The following is a 14,558-nucleotide window of genomic DNA, read 5'->3' as shown; positions in this document are numbered from 1 at the left end:
GAAGCTATTTATAAAGCTCCGATAATTTTTAAGAAAAGATTAGTATGAGATAACGACAGAACCACTTCAAGACCGATTAAAATAATAATAATCCACTCAAGTTTGGTGGAATGTTTATAATTAAGATCGTTTGAAAGAATGTCTAAAAGCTCGTGAATCATATTAAGACGATGATTCATTATATTTTGCCGTATTTCTATGTCTTGAAACTCTGCTGTCATGAGATATAGAGGCTCATAACTCGGACGACGCCAAAAGAATTCTGGAGTATCGAATATATCGCTATGCAAACTGATTGAATAACGCTCGTTAAATAATATACCTATTTGCTGTAATATCTCCTTTTTAGAAAGCGATACGCTACCGGTTCTAGCTAGTTCCTGTTGTATAGGGGTTGTCTGAACAATCAAGTTACTAACAGATTGCTCAAGAACGCTAAGTTTAACCGATTGTGCAAGCGCATGGGAAATAGAAAGTTTAACAAAAACTGATTTATCTGCCAAAATTATTTTATTTTTTTCTTCATCAATAAATGTTTTCTTGACCTCCGTATTATATTCAAAATAAATATAATCGGATACCGGCTCTTTAAGCTTATTTACTGGTACTAAATCAGTATCGCTTAAAACTATTTTTTCTTGAATTTCATCGCCGCCCCAAATAGTTACACAACCAAACGGAAAGAAAAATATCTCTATAAAATCAGAATCTTTATTTATCTCTTTCCGAATATATAAAACATCGTCAAAATGTTGAGGTTCAAGACCAATCTTTTTTAAATTAGTAACTAGATCACTCATCTTATATTCGGAAGAAGTACAGTAAGATGAACATCTCATGATTATTAAGTTTAATTTATATAAATTTAGAGTATAGTAGTTAGGAACCTATAAAGTCAATAATATTATAATTATGTATGAAATATTAAGTAATAGAGAAGTTATCAAAATAATAGGTTTTGATTCCGTAAAGTTCCTACAAAATCTCATTACTAACGATATTTGTAAGAGTATAGTCAATTCAGTTGAATTCGGATACAAGGAGCGAGGAGCGAAGCCTATAATAATAGGCGAGACGACGAGTAACGCAGTAGGCGAGTCCAAATCAATTGACTATAATTATTGCTATACTTATTTGCTTAATAATCAAGGAAGATATTTATTTGATTTTTTCGTGTATGTTCATAACCCTGAGGAAATTTACCTTGATATTGATAAAAGTAATAAAGCTGCTTTGATAGAGTATTTAAACTTCTATAAATTTCGCTCAAAAATACAAGTAATAGATTGTAGTGACGAATATAAAGTTATCTACTCACTTCAAAAATTAGATATAGACTCGCTAATTACGGTTCGTGATCCTCGTTATGCTAAGCTTGGTTTCCGCTCAATAAATAAGCTCGATGTCATACCACTGTGCGGTATCCAAACAATAATTAAAAAAGACTGGGCCCCGTGGTCAAGCCACGGGGTGACAGAGGGGGAACCGCCCCCCTCAACAACATCTCCCCGCGAAAGCGGGAATCCAATATACCTAGAAGATAAATATAATTTTGCAATAATAGATGGTGTGGAAGATTTAATCACAGATAAATCTATTCCAAATATGTATGGTGCTGAGGAGTTAAATGCAATTAGTTTTGATAAAGGTTGTTATGTCGGGCAGGAAGTGATTTCAAGGGCTAAATATCAAGGAGTTATAAGAAGAAAGATATATAAAATTACAGCAGATGAAGATTTATCTTCATTAGTTAAAGATGAAGAAATACTCGCAGATAACAATAAAATCGGCGTAATATGCTCAAGTTATCACAATAAAGCAATCGCCTTAATCAGAGAAGAAAAATATCTTGCCGATAAAGGAGCTGATGTTACCGTTAAAGGGATTAAAATAAACTTATCTCTCGCACCTTGGTATTAAATAATAGTTAATTTTTTAATAATTACTTGATATTTATTAAGTTTTCATGTATTATAATAATTATAAATAGATATAAAGATATAAACCATATTTCATGGTATTTTTTTATAAAAAATTAATATAAATTGGAGACTTTTATTTATACACCTTTTCAATTATTAACTTCAGGAAACATACAATTAATACTGGCTATATTAAACAGAACTAATGTTAACAACAAACTTAATATTTTTGAAGCGCTTTGTAGTTTAATACCTCAACAATAAGATCAGAATGTTAAAAATGTTTTAGAAAATACTGCTGTACAGATATTAAACAAAATGATCCTCATCCCTGACACTAATTGGGATAAGAAAGATATAAACGGTAATACTATACTTGAATGGGGTATTTGTAGTAATAGCTCCAATGTTATTGATGTATTTCATCATAACCCTGCACTTATGGCAAAATTTGTTTCAACTGAGAAAGCACAAATTCATAATTTTTTCCGTGTTGCTATGGAGTCGCATATTTCTGATGATTTCCGTAAGACACAAATTGAAAAATTTATACAATTAGGTTTAGATATTAATGATCTTGGTCAAAATAATCATATTGCTTTATATTCTACAATCAATATCAGCTTATTGCTAATAATCCGAGTAATCAAAATATAAGTTTATTTCAAACTCAAATGGATAAATATTATAAAATAATTGAGAATCTAGTTAAATTTGGTGTTAATCCTTCGCTTGAAGCAAATAATATATTAAAAATATATTAAATTTATTAGCTACCGGTACTTTACAAATACAAAATACAATATCTAAAATGTCCGATAACGGTCATAAATATTTAGCTCAAGCAGGTTTTAAAACTTTAATAATGAATGCAAAGGAATTAGTAGAAAAAACATTAGAAAATTGTAACCTTGGACATTCTACCGGCGGTAATAATATTATTGCTACGCTTGGTAATATAATATGGTCTATTAAACAAGATATTTCAAAAGCATCCGGTCAAGAAAAAACATTGTTAATCAACAATTTTAAAGAACTGAAATCTTTAGCTGAGCCTATAATAGAAAAAATAGTAAAAAAGCAAGGATTTAATCCTAACATTATGGATCAATTGAATTCTAATACAATAGCATGGTTCGGTGAATTTGGAGCCGCATTCTTAGAAAAATGCATAAAAAATACGCATACAAAACCTGATATAAATTTCTATGATAAGAGTGGTAAAACACCACTTGATTGGTATAGCGATTATAATGCTACTAAAATCGTAGAAACTTTAATAAAAAATGGCGGTAATGTAAATCTTCAGTGTACTCAAGATGCAGCTACTCCTGGCCATAGATTATTTTTAAATAATTCAAAAGTATAATGCTAGCACCCCAAAACTGCCAACTCTAAAAGCATTATTAAATAAAGAAAACAAGCCGCCGTTTGATCCAAGTATCAAGATGGTAGGTAATAAAAACTGCAGCAGATGTATTAGAAGAGACAAAACAGCTATAGTTGATGACAATGATTGTCATAATGCACTTGATGAGTACACAACTTGGTATAATAACGATTATACTGTAGCATAATTAGGTCAGGCAGTAGAAGTTTAATCTTTATGAATAAAAATGAGTCTTGTATTTCATTCATAGCTAAAAGCGGCCTTATTGCATGGCTCGTTTACATCATGCCCGCAGAAGCAGGAATTTCAGCATAAAGCGAGCTTTAAAAAAATCTTTTAAAAAGTTTTGAAGTACTGGATTCCCGCCTACGCGGGAATAACATTGAGTCTTATGACACCCATGTGTATTCGTAGGAATAACATACTTTTTTCACTCCACAAAAATATTGTTTGTTTCTTTTTTTATCTTTATTATTATTTGCATAGAAAATCCCTATAACTTAACTCTATGCCAAATATAGATCTCCTTATTTTTACTAGCTTTTTAGCGATTAATTTGCTAGTTGGACTTCTAAATATCAAAAATATTTGCGAATATGCGATAGAAACAAGGAATTTTTCTACAGGTACAATAGTCGCAACTCTTATTGCTACTTGGATCGGTACTAGTACTTTTTTAATCGATAATTCAAGAATATATACGGACGGATTATTGTACTTATTACCTAGTATATTCGGTAGCGTTGTTAGTTGGTTATTAATTAGTGACTTTATAGCTCCTCGTTTTGAGAATTTTTTGGGTAGCTTATCGGCAGCGGAAATAATAGGGGAGGCGTACGGTAACAAAGTTCGTATTCTTACGTCGATAGTTAGTATATTAATGTCTATAGGTATGATTACCATGCAATTCCACGTAGCAAGTTTAATATTACAGCTATTCTTTAACATTTCAAATTTTTACATAGATTTATGTATTGCCACTGTAAAATAATAAGCTCTTCTGCTTTTGGCGGTATAAAATCGGTTACTTTTACCGAAGCCGTACAGTTTTTTACTTAATAGTACAATTATTCCGGTAATAGGAATTGTCGTATGGAATGTTTTTAGTGATCCGCATATAGTTATAGACTCAAATGTACACACTCGTCTTACTGATTTACAAGGATTGTTTCACTATACTAGTCCTAAATTTTGGATTTCTTTAAATATTTTTATATATTTTGTGATTCCGTCATTTGGTCCTTCAATTTTTCACAGAATATTGATGGCAAAAAACACAAGTCAAATATCACGAACATTTTTTATTTCGGCAGTTATTTGTCTTTTTTTATCCGTTTTATTCATTTGGATTGCAATATTATTATTGTCTCAAGATCCGGTAGTTAACATCAATGAATTGTTTTTACGGATCATTAAAAGTTATATAGGATTTAAGGGGTTAATAGTCGGCGTTATTATGGCAATGATAATCGCAAATACGAACTCTTATATTAACGTTGCAGTGGTAACTTTTACTAATGACATCATTAAAAATTATATAACCGCAATTACTATAGGATTAATAGGTTTTATTATATCGCTCTACACTAAAGATTTAATAAATCTATTTTTATTATTGACTAGCATCTATTTACCGCTAAGCACTTTGCCGTTAATTTTGTTAATATACGATTTTAAATCAAGTGCCAAAAGTTTTTTTATCGGTATGATTACTGCAATATTAACTATTATATTGTGGCAAATATTTTCTTTAAGAGCAGTTCTAGGTATTTATCCGATACTACCCGCAACTATTGTAAATTTACTCTTTTTCCTTGAAAGCCATGATATTTTACAGCAACCCGTAGGGTTTAGTTCTTTAAAAGAGCCGCTAGCCGTTAAAATAATAAGGCAAGAGAGAGAAAGAAAAAGTTTGACTTTATTTCGTGATCTTAAGAATTTTAACATCTTTAAATATTGGGAAAGTACCCTACCAAATCAAAAAATTACTTATAGTTATGTCGGTATATTTATTTTAATATTGATGTTCTCATCTTTATATACCACATCAGGTAGCAGAATAATGAACCATTTGGAGATATATAATATTATTTCCACACTTATAACTACTGCAATATTAATTACTTATCCTTTATGGTCTTTAAAGTTTCAAAAGAATTATATTATATCTTTATCTTGGTTTGTGGCTACTTTCGTTATATTAATATTTTTCAGTAGTTTACTTGTTATATCAAGTAGTTTTGATCAACTGCAATTGAATGTGTTCGATAATTAACTTACTTATAATTGCAACGATATTCAGGTGGCAAGCTACTTTACTTATGACCGTTACAGGCGTGTTTGCTAGTATAGAGTTTTATAAATATTTTATGGATGAGAAGTTATTAATTAGCATAAATAGTTTTCAATTCAAAGTAGTATATTCCTAACCTTATTTAGTAGCCTTTTAATAGTATGCTTAAAACCAAGGCAGGAGCAAGAAAAATTAGTTAACCTAAAAAATACTCCTTTAGGTAATAGAGTTAATTATAGAGAGCAGGAATTAGAGAAGTGACTTGATTTGAAACATTAGTTCTTACGTAATATAAACCATGAAATCAATACGCCGCTAACCGGTATTATTAGCCTTGGTGAAACCTTATGGACTAATTATGATACATTTAATGAAGATCAGCGTCACAATGCAGTAGAGATTATAGCTAAAAGCTCTATTAAATTAAATAGCTTGATAAATAATATTCTAGATTTTTCAAAATTGTCCAGTCTTAATGATGAACTAAATAAAAAAGATATAAACTTAAGCGAATTGCTACATGAAAGGATTAAAATATGTAAGAAATTATATCTAAACGGCAAAATCTTAAATTTTGTATCTGATATTGAAAAGAATATAATTATATTCTTTTCAATTTTAACTGTGATCCTCATTATATTAAACACACGTTCGATAATCTAATAATAAATGCTATCAACTGTGTACGGCAGGAGGTAGAGGAGTAGGACTTGCATTATGTAAGAAAGTAATAGAACTGCACGCCGGAACAATTTGGGCAGAAAACGATAAACAGGGCAAGACTACTTTTATTTTTACGATGCCTTTGTAATTGAAAATGTCATTCCGTTGATCACAGGAATCCAGTACTGTTTGCTGTCATACCGTGGCCCCGCCACGGTATCCCAAAAACAACTTATAACACGCATTTTTTAACATTTTTACCGGATACCGTGGCAGGGCCACGGTATGACATTATTATGAAAAAAATTATTTTTAATAAACAACGAGATTTTATATCAATTATAGCACCGGCGTCAAGTTGTCCAGATGCACAAGATAAATTAAAGGAAGCTATTAAAATACTAGCGTTGCATGATTTTAAAACTTTAGTAGATGATAAGATTTTTTCAGGTGATGAATTGCCTTTTTTCGCTGCTTCTAAAGAGGAAAGGTTGAGAATGTTTAAAGACGCTATGGAAAATGAACAGGTTAAAATAATTTGGGCTTTTCGCGGCGGATATGGATGCAGTGAATTTGTAGGAGATTGTTTTAATATAGAACAAAAAGGGGATAAAGTCCTGATAGGCTATAGCGATATTACTGTTTTGCATTTATTACTAAATAACCATTATAATATCCCAACTATTCACGGTTCAGTGTTAACTTCATTACTACCGCCTACTAATCAGGATATTATGCCTATAATAAATGTTCTTAAAGGAGAAAAGAGTGAAATACAACTTATACCTATAAAGAAAATTAGTGAGGAAAATATAACAGGTACAATAACAGGCGGAAATTTAACGGTTTTAACTAAATTGATTAGTACTGGTTTGCAAATTCATTCTCATTCCTATGCTTCTTTATGTCATTCCCGCAGAAGCGGGAATCCAGAAAAAATAATACTGGATCCCCGTTTTCACGGGGATGACAATAAAATTCTATTGCTTGAAGACGTTAATGAAAAAGCCTATGCCGTGCATCGTAATCTAGTGCAATTAAAAAATACCGGTATATTTGAATGCATAAAGGCAATAATCTTTGGTGATTTTACTAAAGGGGATGAGTTTGTAGAACAAGCTATAAAAAGTTTTTGTTTAAATCATATTCAAAATATTGGAACTTATAAAGCAGCAGGAATAGGGCATGGAGAAGTAAATCATCCGGTTATTATGAATCATGAAGTAATTATAAACAGTAATGTTTTAAGTTTTACTAGCCCTTTTGAAATAGCAGAAAACAAATGACAAATTCTATCAGAATAGGTACAAGAAAAAGTCCACTTGCTTTAATACATACTAATTTAGTTATTCAGCAAATCACACAATTTTTTCCTGATATCAATTGTGAAATAGTGCCGATTATTACTAGCGGGGATTTAATCCAAAATAAACCACTATACGATATAGGCGGTAAAGCTTTATTTTTAAAGGAAATAGAGCAAGCCTTGCTTGATAAAAAAATTGACTTAGCTGTTCATTCTTTAAAAGATGTACCGGGTAGAATACCTGAACCGCTAGTAATAGCTGCTGTTTTAGAGCGTGAAGACCCAAGAGATGTTTTTGTTTGTCTAAAATATAAATCTATAGAAGAGCTGCCGCAAAATGCCGTAATAGGTAGCTCGGCAGTACGAAGAAAAGCATTTATCCAAAAAATAAGACCGGATTTAAAGGTAACGGTTTTTAGAGGGAATGTTGATTCAAGAATAAAAAAGCTAATGACCGGCGAAGTTGACGCAACAATTTTAGCATATACAGGTCTTAAAAGGTTAGAGGTGTTTAATCCGGAGTATTGCCATTTGATAGAGTATTCACAGATGTTACCGTGTATAGGGCAGGGAGTCATTGCAGTTGAGATTAGAAAAGACGATAATGCTATGCTTGAGATATGCAACCAAATTAATCATCTTCCCACTTTTGAACTCATAAAACCTGAAAGAGCATTTTTAGAGTATCTAGATGCTAATTGCCGCACCCCGATTGCTGCTTATTCACAATATCTAGATGCAGATCCTAGACATCTTTCCAAACTCGCTTATAGGGAGGCATTTGAAGGAAACACAGAAGCACTCGCCACCGCAGCGTACAAAAGCAATCGCACAGATGCGAGTACCGGATTGACTTACAAATTACCCCTAGAAGTAGAGTTTGGGAAGATGTCTAATATACAAACCAATTTTATGCTCGGTAACCTTGACGGCAGTAAAATAACTTTCCATACCGAAACTACCAATATAAAAACTTCAACAGAAGCAGGCATAAAAGCCGCTAAAATGATGTTGGAAGCTATCTGTAAATAAATTTTAATCGATAATTTAATTCTTTTTTGCTGCAAATTATAAGATTTTTTTGAAATATGAATAACATCCTATCAAAAATCTTATCAATTTTTGCTAAAAAAGCTCTTTACTTGCTAATTACAATTTATTTACAGATAACCTCTTAAATCAACTAGATAAATAGATATTTAGGGAATATACTCCTAAAATATCTAAATTTGCAAGATATTATCATGACAATACAAAGATTTTGAGACTTAGAATTACCAAAAGGACAGTCCTGTTTTTTGTGGGGAGCACGTAAAACTGGTAAGTCAACATATCTGAAACAACGTTTTCCGGATATATATATATTTATTACAAACTGATATCTATAAAGTTTACTTTCAAAATCCTGAACGTTTAAGAGAAGAGCTTAAGTTAAAAGACGGCAATCTCAACTATTATTATTGATGAGGTGCAAAAAATTCCCTTACTGTTAGATGAGGTTCATTATTTAATAGAATCTAATAAATCTTCGCAATTTATCCTTTGCGGCTCCAGTGCTAGGTGCTTAAAATCAACAGGTAGCAATTTACTTGGCGGAAGAGCTTGGAGATATATGTTTTTGCCGCTCTATGCTATTCTGAGATAAAAAAGAGCTTGATTGGCATAAAATTTTTAATCATGGACTAATACCTGATCATTATATTGCATCAAAAAAGATTCATAAATATCTTGCGTCCTATTTATGACTATATTTTACCTGAAGTACAGTTTGAAGCAAATTTAAGAAAACGCGAAGCATTTGCAAGGTCTCTAGAGATTATAGGCATTTCAAACGGTGAGATGATAAATTATAGTAATATAGCAAGAGATTGCGGTGTTGATGCAAAAACCGTTAGAACATATCTTGAAATATTAAAAGATATATGTATTTAGGATATCATCCTTATCCGTATAGATCACTTAGTAAAAGGCAAATTATTACGGAAATGCCTAAATTTTACCTTTTCGATACCGCACTGAGCAATTACCTAAGGAAATATGAATATCAGGAAATGACAGGGTTTGATGCTGGTAAATCTTTTGAGCATTATGTATTCTTAGAATTAATAGCTTATAAATATTTAAACGACAAAAGATATGAATTATTTTATTGGCGTACTAAAGAAGGATATGAGGTTGATTTTATATTTTAAAATAATGCATTTGAAGTTAAAATTGCTTCTTCTATACAAAAAAATCATTTAGAAGGTCTATTAGAATTTAGTAAAGATAGTGATTTTAAATTACATGTTATATCTTTTGAAAAAGCAAAACGTATAATTAATTTAGAAAATAAAAAAATTACCATTTGGCCTATTCAAGAATTTTTAGATACTCTTTGGAATGGCGATAAAATAATTAATAAATTTTTTCTTAAATTTTAATTTAAAACTAAACAGCATGGTTTATTACCCATATAAATATATGGACATTTAGTATAGAGCTAAGTATTATTAAATTAAATCGATTAAAGGCTAAAAATGCATTCTTCTTTTGAATGGGATGAAGAAAAAAATAAAATTAATATTGGTAGCATAACGTAAGCTTTTATGAAGCTCAAAAAGTTTTTCTAGATATCAAAAGGATAATCCTTCAAGATGTAGACTATAGTGTTACAGAAAAAAGATATTTTTGTTTAGGTAAAGTTGATGGTAATATTTAACAATCCGTTTTATGTTCCGAGATAATCATATAAGAATTTTTGGAGCAGGATACTGGCGTAAAGGCAAGAGAATAAAATATACTGATGGGGAAATAGGGGCAGTAAAAATAGTAAAAGATTTCTTAGCACATCCTAGAGAACTTTTATTAAAAGATGATTCCGTAAAAGTAACCATTTCTTTAAATAAAGAGAGCGTAGAATTTTTTAAATTAGAAGCAGCAACTGCACATGTTCCTTATCAAAAAATGATTAGGATTTTACTAGATAAATATACTAAGCACTATAAAGCAAATAAAAGGGTATAATACTATAAACTGAGCTGGCGGATAGGGTGGGATTCGAACCCACGGTACGGTTGCCCGTACGCCAGTTTTCAAGACTAGTGCCTTAAACCACTCGGCCACCTATCCAAGAAGATTCATACCAAATAATCTTATATATTTCAAGGGAAATCTTGCAATATATGAATTTAAATTACAAATCCGAATTGTTCTTTCACTTCATTAACCGTTTCAGAAGCTCTAATTCTTGCTTTTTCTGCTCCTGTGTGAAGTATTTTTAATAAATATTCTTTATCATTCATTAATTCTAAATATTTATCACGTATCGGTTGTAGATTTGTAATAATAATTTCTGCCAAATCTTCTTTAAATTTTGCGAAACCTTGGTTCTGATAATTACCGATTATTTTTTCCAAGCTTTCTTCGGATAAACTGCTATAAATATCTAATAAATTACTAATTTCCGGTCTTGTTTCTTGATCATAGCTCACAAAACTTAAATGATCGGTTTTGGCTTTTTTTATTTTTTGATGAATAAGATCGTTATCGTCTTTTAAATTGATACGGGAAAAATCCGAAATATCAGATTTACTCATTTTCTTTAATCCATCCCGTAAGCTCATGATTCTTGTGCCTGTTTCACTAATAAAAACCTCAGGAACTTTTAGAATTTCTTTGTTAAATTTTCTATTTATTACCCCTGCAATATCTCTTGTTAGCTCTAAATGCTGCTTCTGATCCTCACCTACAGGCACTATATCGGCTTTATATATTAAGATATCCGCTGCCATAAGTACCGGATAGGAAAATAACCCAAGACAAGCCTTGTCTTGATCGCTATCTTTAAATTGCGTCATGCGCTTTAACCATCCAAGCGGTGTAACGCAATTTAGTAGCCAAGCAAGTTCAGTATGCTCTTTCACCATACTTTGGGCAAAAATCGTTACTTTGTCGGGGTTAAGCCCTGCTGCTAAATAAACAGCAAGCACCTCCATAATTGAATTGTTAAGTTCTGATGGCTTAATATCAACCGTGATAGCATGCAAATCTGCTAAGAAGAAAAAACAATTATATTCTTCCTGCATTTTAACCCAGTTTTTAATTGCACCAAGATAGTTACCGAGATGTAAAGAACCGGTTGCTTGCACACCGGAAAGAACAGTTTTTTTCATTTAACACCTTTTTATTTTACTCATTGTAAAATTATGTTATAAATACCATTTTAATTAATATAATTATCTTAATAATTATGCTGTGGCGTTTAAGAATTTTATCATTTTACGGATTATTATCGTTATTTACATTTATTTTTTTTCTTATATGTTACATACCAGTAACATTTTTCAATGTCAACTATCAAATAAGATATAGAATTGCCATTATCTTTTCTTATGCTTTTGTGTGGCTTGCAAAAATTTGTTGCGGTTTAAAATATGAAGTAGAGGGGCTTGAGAAATTACCGAAGACTACTTCAATAGTCGTGTCTAATCACCAATCCTTCTGGGATCAAATGTTTATGCAACTGATTATTCCTAAACATTCTTGGGTATTAAAGCGTGAATTATTTAATATACCTCTGCTTGGTTGGGGACTTCGGATGGTTAAACCTATTGCGGTTGACCGTGGTACTAATAGCTCGGTTGCTCAGATTTTAAGAGAAGGTCAGGAAAAAATAAAAGAAGGATTATGGTTAATAATATTTCCGGAATCAACTAAAGTTCCGCCTGATAGAACGGTAAAATTTAAACCAAGTGCCGTAAAGCTTGCTTCAATTACTAAAGTTCCAATTGTGATGATAGCTCATAATGCCGGTTTATTTTGGCCTAGAGGTTTTTGGTTTAAGCAACCTGGCACTATAAAGATAAAGATTATAGGTGTAATAGAAAAAGAAGAAATAGAGCAAACAGACGTACGTATACTTAATGACAAGGTTGAGCAATTGATTAACAGTGAAAAGCAAAAATTATTAAATTAATATTAGATTTTAAAAATAATTAGTATTATCATAAAATTACAACTTAGTTCTTATGGAGGTATTTATGGTAAGGACAGCACCGTTAAAATTAATTGCGGTTATCGATAGTAAGCAAATGATGCTTTACGACGCTCAAGGAGTTAAAATTACTACTAATACACCTTTAAAATTATCTTTGGATTTAGAGGCACATCACCACCATAGAGAAAAAAGACAAAGCCTTTACCAAAATAAATCTACACCGGCTTCGTTGTTTGAGCCGCATACTTCGCTAAAAGATATAGCACATAAAGAAGCAGCAAGGAGCGTTATTAAACATTTAGAGAAAGTAACTACTGCTGATCAAGCTAAATATAAGGAATTGATTATTGTAGCAGAACCGCAAATGCTTGGATGTGTTAGACAAGAACTTAAAAACGGTCTAAAAAAGATGATTACTAAAGAAATTGCTAAGGATTTAGTGCAACATAGCGTAGATGCAGTGGAACGAGCAGTATTTTCTTAGATAATCTTTATATGTCATTCCCGCGAAAGCGGGAATCCAGTAAAACCTATAAAAAACTTGTTTTTTTAGGTTTATTTTGTCAATAATCTGTAATTTTTATACTAGTATTAAGGTGATTCTTTCTAGACTCCAACTTTCGCGGGCATGACATAGAAGTCGTACAACAAGGTTCTTAGTTGTTTGCAATGATGATACAAATTAGGTGCCTAACTTATTAAATATTTCTTTTGTATTATTTGAGATAGTTAAACCAATTTGCTTATCTGTATCCTCAAAAGTTTTTATAGTCTTTTCATTAGAAATCTTAATATGTGGTTTGAAAGGCAAACCACTGCTATTTATACATTGAGTTAGGAAAATATCCTCATGGCTTCTGACATAGTCATCCCCATTTGCTTAAATATTTCTGCTGCTTCAATTTTTATATCTGCTGAAACACGTAATCTAATATCTACTGTATTCATAATATAGCTCCATTCAGTTATTATTATCCGCTATAGTCAAATGATTTGAATTCACTTACATCGTCTCTCGTCGCTCTCCTATTAGGCTGCGCTTCTCACTCCTTGTAATTTACATCCAACTGATTTGACTACATTTGAGTATATATGGTGGCATGCGTCAATACACTCATATTTTAATTAAGAATAGTTGCACTAATAAGAAAAAGTGGTAAAATATCATATCGAACAAATTAAATATTATGAATAATTATGCCGCAAATTTATTTTAACGGTCCGGAAGGACGAATTGAAGGAAGATATGCAAAAGCTACCTCGCCTAACGCCCCTATTGCATTAGTGCTTCATCCTCATCCTTTATATGAGGGTAATATGAATAATAAAGTAGTTTATAATGCCTATAAGATTTTAGCAGATAACGGTTATACCGTCTTACGTATTAATTTTAGAGGAGTAGGGGGGTCACAAGGTAAATTTGATAACGGAGTCGGTGAAGTGGTTGATGCGGGGGCAGCTCTCGACTGGTTACAGCAGAATAACCCAAATGCTCAGTCTAATCTGATATTAGGATTTTCTTTCGGAGCATGGATAGCTATGCAACTTGTAATGCGACGTCCGGAAATAAATCATTTTATTGCTATTTCGCCGCCGGTTAATACAATTCATAAATATGACTTCTCATTCCTTTCACCTTGTCCTATTCCAGGGTTTATATTACAAGGAGATAATGATAGTATAGTATCGGCAGATGATGTAAAAGACCTAGCAAATAGATTATCTAAGCAACAATCCCATATTAAAGTTGATTATAAAATTATCAATGGAGCTGACCATTTCTTTCGTTATAAAACTGAAGAATTTTCTAAAGCAATAAATGCTTATTTAATAACAATTCAATCTCATTATCATCACCATAATAATAATGTAAATGAAGAAATTAGTAAGCACCCAAAGAAATTATTTTTATATTAGTTTTTGTTGTGTGGCCGTCATTGCGAGCAGGCGTTGTTGCGTAGGTACCCAAGTCGTTATTGCGAGGAAATTGCGTAGCAATTGACGAA

At 31.5% G+C, this 14,558-nt stretch carries 21 protein-coding genes and 1 tRNA gene; 17 read left to right on the top strand and 5 right to left on the bottom strand.

The features are described from left to right. Window positions 1-8: 8 nt before the first annotated feature. Window positions 9-800 carry an RMD1 family protein gene (locus GCO76_RS00825; protein WP_012150942.1) on the bottom strand — a complete coding sequence of 264 codons (792 nt, stop codon included), beginning with the start codon at window positions 798-800 and terminating at the stop codon, window positions 9-11. A 112-nt stretch (window positions 801-912) separates the two neighbouring features. On the opposite strand from GCO76_RS00825, the gene ygfZ reads away from it, so the two are divergent. From ygfZ to GCO76_RS00755, 14 genes are all read left to right on the top strand, one after another. Beyond that, window positions 913-1,920 (top strand): CAF17-like 4Fe-4S cluster assembly/insertion protein YgfZ, encoded by a 1,008-nt coding sequence (gene ygfZ, locus GCO76_RS00820; protein WP_410955861.1) that lies wholly within the window; start codon window positions 913-915, stop codon window positions 1,918-1,920. A gap of 320 nt (window positions 1,921-2,240) precedes the next feature. Continuing rightward, window positions 2,241-2,579, top strand: a complete 339-nt coding sequence (locus tag GCO76_RS00815; RefSeq protein ID WP_410955860.1) for a hypothetical protein — start codon at window positions 2,241-2,243, stop codon at window positions 2,577-2,579. Between the two features lie 154 nt (window positions 2,580-2,733). Continuing rightward, window positions 2,734-3,291 carry an ankyrin repeat domain-containing protein gene (locus GCO76_RS00810; protein WP_410955859.1) on the top strand — a complete coding sequence of 186 codons (558 nt, stop codon included), beginning with the start codon at window positions 2,734-2,736 and terminating at the stop codon, window positions 3,289-3,291. Between the two features lie 79 nt (window positions 3,292-3,370). Further along, entirely contained in the window at window positions 3,371-3,499 is a 129-nt protein-coding gene (locus GCO76_RS00805; RefSeq protein WP_410955858.1) for a hypothetical protein, read from the top strand. Between the two features lie 321 nt (window positions 3,500-3,820). Then, on the top strand, window positions 3,821-4,303 hold the full coding sequence (locus GCO76_RS00800; protein WP_410955857.1) for a hypothetical protein: 483 nt from the start codon (window positions 3,821-3,823) through the stop codon (window positions 4,301-4,303). Between the two features lie 273 nt (window positions 4,304-4,576). After that, window positions 4,577-5,587, top strand: a complete 1,011-nt coding sequence (locus tag GCO76_RS00795; protein WP_410955856.1) for an SLC5/6 family protein — start codon at window positions 4,577-4,579, stop codon at window positions 5,585-5,587. Between the two features lie 309 nt (window positions 5,588-5,896). Further along, window positions 5,897-6,268 (top strand): histidine kinase dimerization/phospho-acceptor domain-containing protein, encoded by a 372-nt coding sequence (locus GCO76_RS00790; RefSeq protein ID WP_410956440.1) that lies wholly within the window; start codon window positions 5,897-5,899, stop codon window positions 6,266-6,268. 16 nt (window positions 6,269-6,284) lie between these two features. After that, window positions 6,285-6,416 carry an ATP-binding protein gene (locus tag GCO76_RS00785; RefSeq protein WP_410956439.1) on the top strand — a complete coding sequence of 44 codons (132 nt, stop codon included), beginning with the start codon at window positions 6,285-6,287 and terminating at the stop codon, window positions 6,414-6,416. Window positions 6,417-6,564: 148 nt separating this feature from the next. After that, window positions 6,565-7,554, top strand: coding sequence for an LD-carboxypeptidase (locus GCO76_RS00780; protein WP_410955855.1), 990 nt, complete (start codon window positions 6,565-6,567; stop codon window positions 7,552-7,554). Further along, window positions 7,551-8,606: a hydroxymethylbilane synthase gene (gene hemC / locus GCO76_RS00775; RefSeq protein ID WP_410955854.1), complete on the top strand. Its 1,056-nt coding sequence runs from the start codon at window positions 7,551-7,553 to the stop codon at window positions 8,604-8,606. Before GCO76_RS00780 ends, hemC begins: the two co-directional genes overlap by 4 nt. A 436-nt stretch (window positions 8,607-9,042) precedes the next feature. Continuing rightward, the gene (locus GCO76_RS00770; RefSeq protein WP_410955853.1) at window positions 9,043-9,219 is read left to right on the top strand and encodes a hypothetical protein; all 177 of its coding nucleotides are present in this window, start codon (window positions 9,043-9,045) and stop codon (window positions 9,217-9,219) included. Window positions 9,220-9,302: 83 nt separating this feature from the next. Next, window positions 9,303-9,506 carry a DUF4143 domain-containing protein gene (locus tag GCO76_RS00765; RefSeq protein ID WP_410956438.1) on the top strand — a complete coding sequence of 68 codons (204 nt, stop codon included), beginning with the start codon at window positions 9,303-9,305 and terminating at the stop codon, window positions 9,504-9,506. Continuing rightward, the gene (locus GCO76_RS00760; RefSeq protein ID WP_410955852.1) at window positions 9,497-9,766 is read left to right on the top strand and encodes a DUF4143 domain-containing protein; all 270 of its coding nucleotides are present in this window, start codon (window positions 9,497-9,499) and stop codon (window positions 9,764-9,766) included. Before GCO76_RS00765 ends, GCO76_RS00760 begins: the two co-directional genes overlap by 10 nt. Before the next feature lie 520 nt (window positions 9,767-10,286). Continuing rightward, window positions 10,287-10,580, top strand: a complete 294-nt coding sequence (locus tag GCO76_RS00755; RefSeq protein WP_103897138.1) for a hypothetical protein — start codon at window positions 10,287-10,289, stop codon at window positions 10,578-10,580. Window positions 10,581-10,595: 15 nt separating this feature from the next. Here GCO76_RS00755 and GCO76_RS00750 read toward each other — a convergent pair. Together GCO76_RS00750 and trpS are read right to left on the bottom strand one after the other, a co-directional pair. Continuing rightward, a tRNA-Ser gene (locus GCO76_RS00750) sits at window positions 10,596-10,685 on the bottom strand. A 59-nt stretch (window positions 10,686-10,744) separates the two neighbouring features. Beyond that, on the bottom strand, window positions 10,745-11,728 hold the full coding sequence (gene trpS / locus GCO76_RS00745; RefSeq protein ID WP_410955851.1) for a tryptophan--tRNA ligase: 984 nt from the start codon (window positions 11,726-11,728) through the stop codon (window positions 10,745-10,747). 77 nt (window positions 11,729-11,805) lie between these two features. On the opposite strand from trpS, the gene GCO76_RS00740 reads away from it, so the two are divergent. Together GCO76_RS00740 and GCO76_RS00735 are read left to right on the top strand one after the other, a co-directional pair. Then, the gene (locus tag GCO76_RS00740) at window positions 11,806-12,531 is read left to right on the top strand and encodes a lysophospholipid acyltransferase family protein (RefSeq protein WP_103897012.1); all 726 of its coding nucleotides are present in this window, start codon (window positions 11,806-11,808) and stop codon (window positions 12,529-12,531) included. 64 nt (window positions 12,532-12,595) lie between these two features. Next, a complete protein-coding gene (locus GCO76_RS00735; RefSeq protein WP_410955850.1) occupies window positions 12,596-13,036 on the top strand; it encodes a host attachment protein in 441 nt (146 codons plus the stop codon). Window positions 13,037-13,234: 198 nt separating this feature from the next. Here GCO76_RS00735 and GCO76_RS00730 read toward each other — a convergent pair whose 3' ends face one another. Then, window positions 13,235-13,363, bottom strand: a complete 129-nt coding sequence (locus GCO76_RS00730) for a damage-inducible protein J (RefSeq protein ID WP_410955849.1) — start codon at window positions 13,361-13,363, stop codon at window positions 13,235-13,237. Between the two features lie 23 nt (window positions 13,364-13,386). After that, a complete protein-coding gene (locus GCO76_RS00725; RefSeq protein WP_014014419.1) occupies window positions 13,387-13,500 on the bottom strand; it encodes a type II toxin-antitoxin system RelB/DinJ family antitoxin in 114 nt (37 codons plus the stop codon). Window positions 13,501-13,749: 249 nt separating this feature from the next. On the opposite strand from GCO76_RS00725, the gene GCO76_RS00720 reads away from it, so the two are divergent. Next, entirely contained in the window at window positions 13,750-14,469 is a 720-nt protein-coding gene (locus GCO76_RS00720; protein ID WP_410955848.1) for an alpha/beta hydrolase, read from the top strand. Window positions 14,470-14,558 lie beyond the last annotated feature (89 nt).

Origin of the sequence: Rickettsia koreansis (assembly GCF_046532895.1) — a bacterium.
Taxonomy (GTDB): Bacteria; Pseudomonadota; Alphaproteobacteria; order Rickettsiales; family Rickettsiaceae; genus Rickettsia; species Rickettsia rickettsii.
This window is presented reverse-complemented; position numbering and strand designations above follow the sequence as displayed.

Bases quoted from the DNA above. Each gene is read 5' to 3' on its own strand.
- trpS (WP_410955851.1), bottom strand. From the start codon at position 11,728: ATGAAAAAAACTGTTCTTTCCGGTGTGCAAGCAACCGGTTCTTTACAT.
- ygfZ (WP_410955861.1), top strand. From the start codon at position 913: ATGTATGAAATATTAAGTAATAGAGAAGTTATCAAAATAATAGGTTTT.
- GCO76_RS00735 (WP_410955850.1), top strand. From the start codon at position 12,596: ATGGTAAGGACAGCACCGTTAAAATTAATTGCGGTTATCGATAGTAAG.
- GCO76_RS00720 (WP_410955848.1), top strand. From the start codon at position 13,750: ATGCCGCAAATTTATTTTAACGGTCCGGAAGGACGAATTGAAGGAAGA.
- GCO76_RS00815 (WP_410955860.1), top strand. From the start codon at position 2,241: ATGATCCTCATCCCTGACACTAATTGGGATAAGAAAGATATAAACGGT.
- GCO76_RS00800 (WP_410955857.1), top strand. From the start codon at position 3,821: ATGCCAAATATAGATCTCCTTATTTTTACTAGCTTTTTAGCGATTAAT.
- GCO76_RS00780 (WP_410955855.1), top strand. From the start codon at position 6,565: ATGAAAAAAATTATTTTTAATAAACAACGAGATTTTATATCAATTATA.
- hemC (WP_410955854.1), top strand. From the start codon at position 7,551: ATGACAAATTCTATCAGAATAGGTACAAGAAAAAGTCCACTTGCTTTA.
- GCO76_RS00740 (WP_103897012.1), top strand. From the start codon at position 11,806: ATGCTGTGGCGTTTAAGAATTTTATCATTTTACGGATTATTATCGTTA.
- GCO76_RS00760 (WP_410955852.1), top strand. From the start codon at position 9,497: ATGTATTTAGGATATCATCCTTATCCGTATAGATCACTTAGTAAAAGG.
- GCO76_RS00725 (WP_014014419.1), bottom strand. From the start codon at position 13,500: ATGAATACAGTAGATATTAGATTACGTGTTTCAGCAGATATAAAAATT.
- GCO76_RS00795 (WP_410955856.1), top strand. From the start codon at position 4,577: ATGGCAAAAAACACAAGTCAAATATCACGAACATTTTTTATTTCGGCA.
- GCO76_RS00810 (WP_410955859.1), top strand. From the start codon at position 2,734: ATGTCCGATAACGGTCATAAATATTTAGCTCAAGCAGGTTTTAAAACT.
- GCO76_RS00805 (WP_410955858.1), top strand. From the start codon at position 3,371: ATGGTAGGTAATAAAAACTGCAGCAGATGTATTAGAAGAGACAAAACA.
- GCO76_RS00755 (WP_103897138.1), top strand. From the start codon at position 10,287: ATGTTCCGAGATAATCATATAAGAATTTTTGGAGCAGGATACTGGCGT.
- GCO76_RS00825 (WP_012150942.1), bottom strand. From the start codon at position 800: ATGAGTGATCTAGTTACTAATTTAAAAAAGATTGGTCTTGAACCTCAA.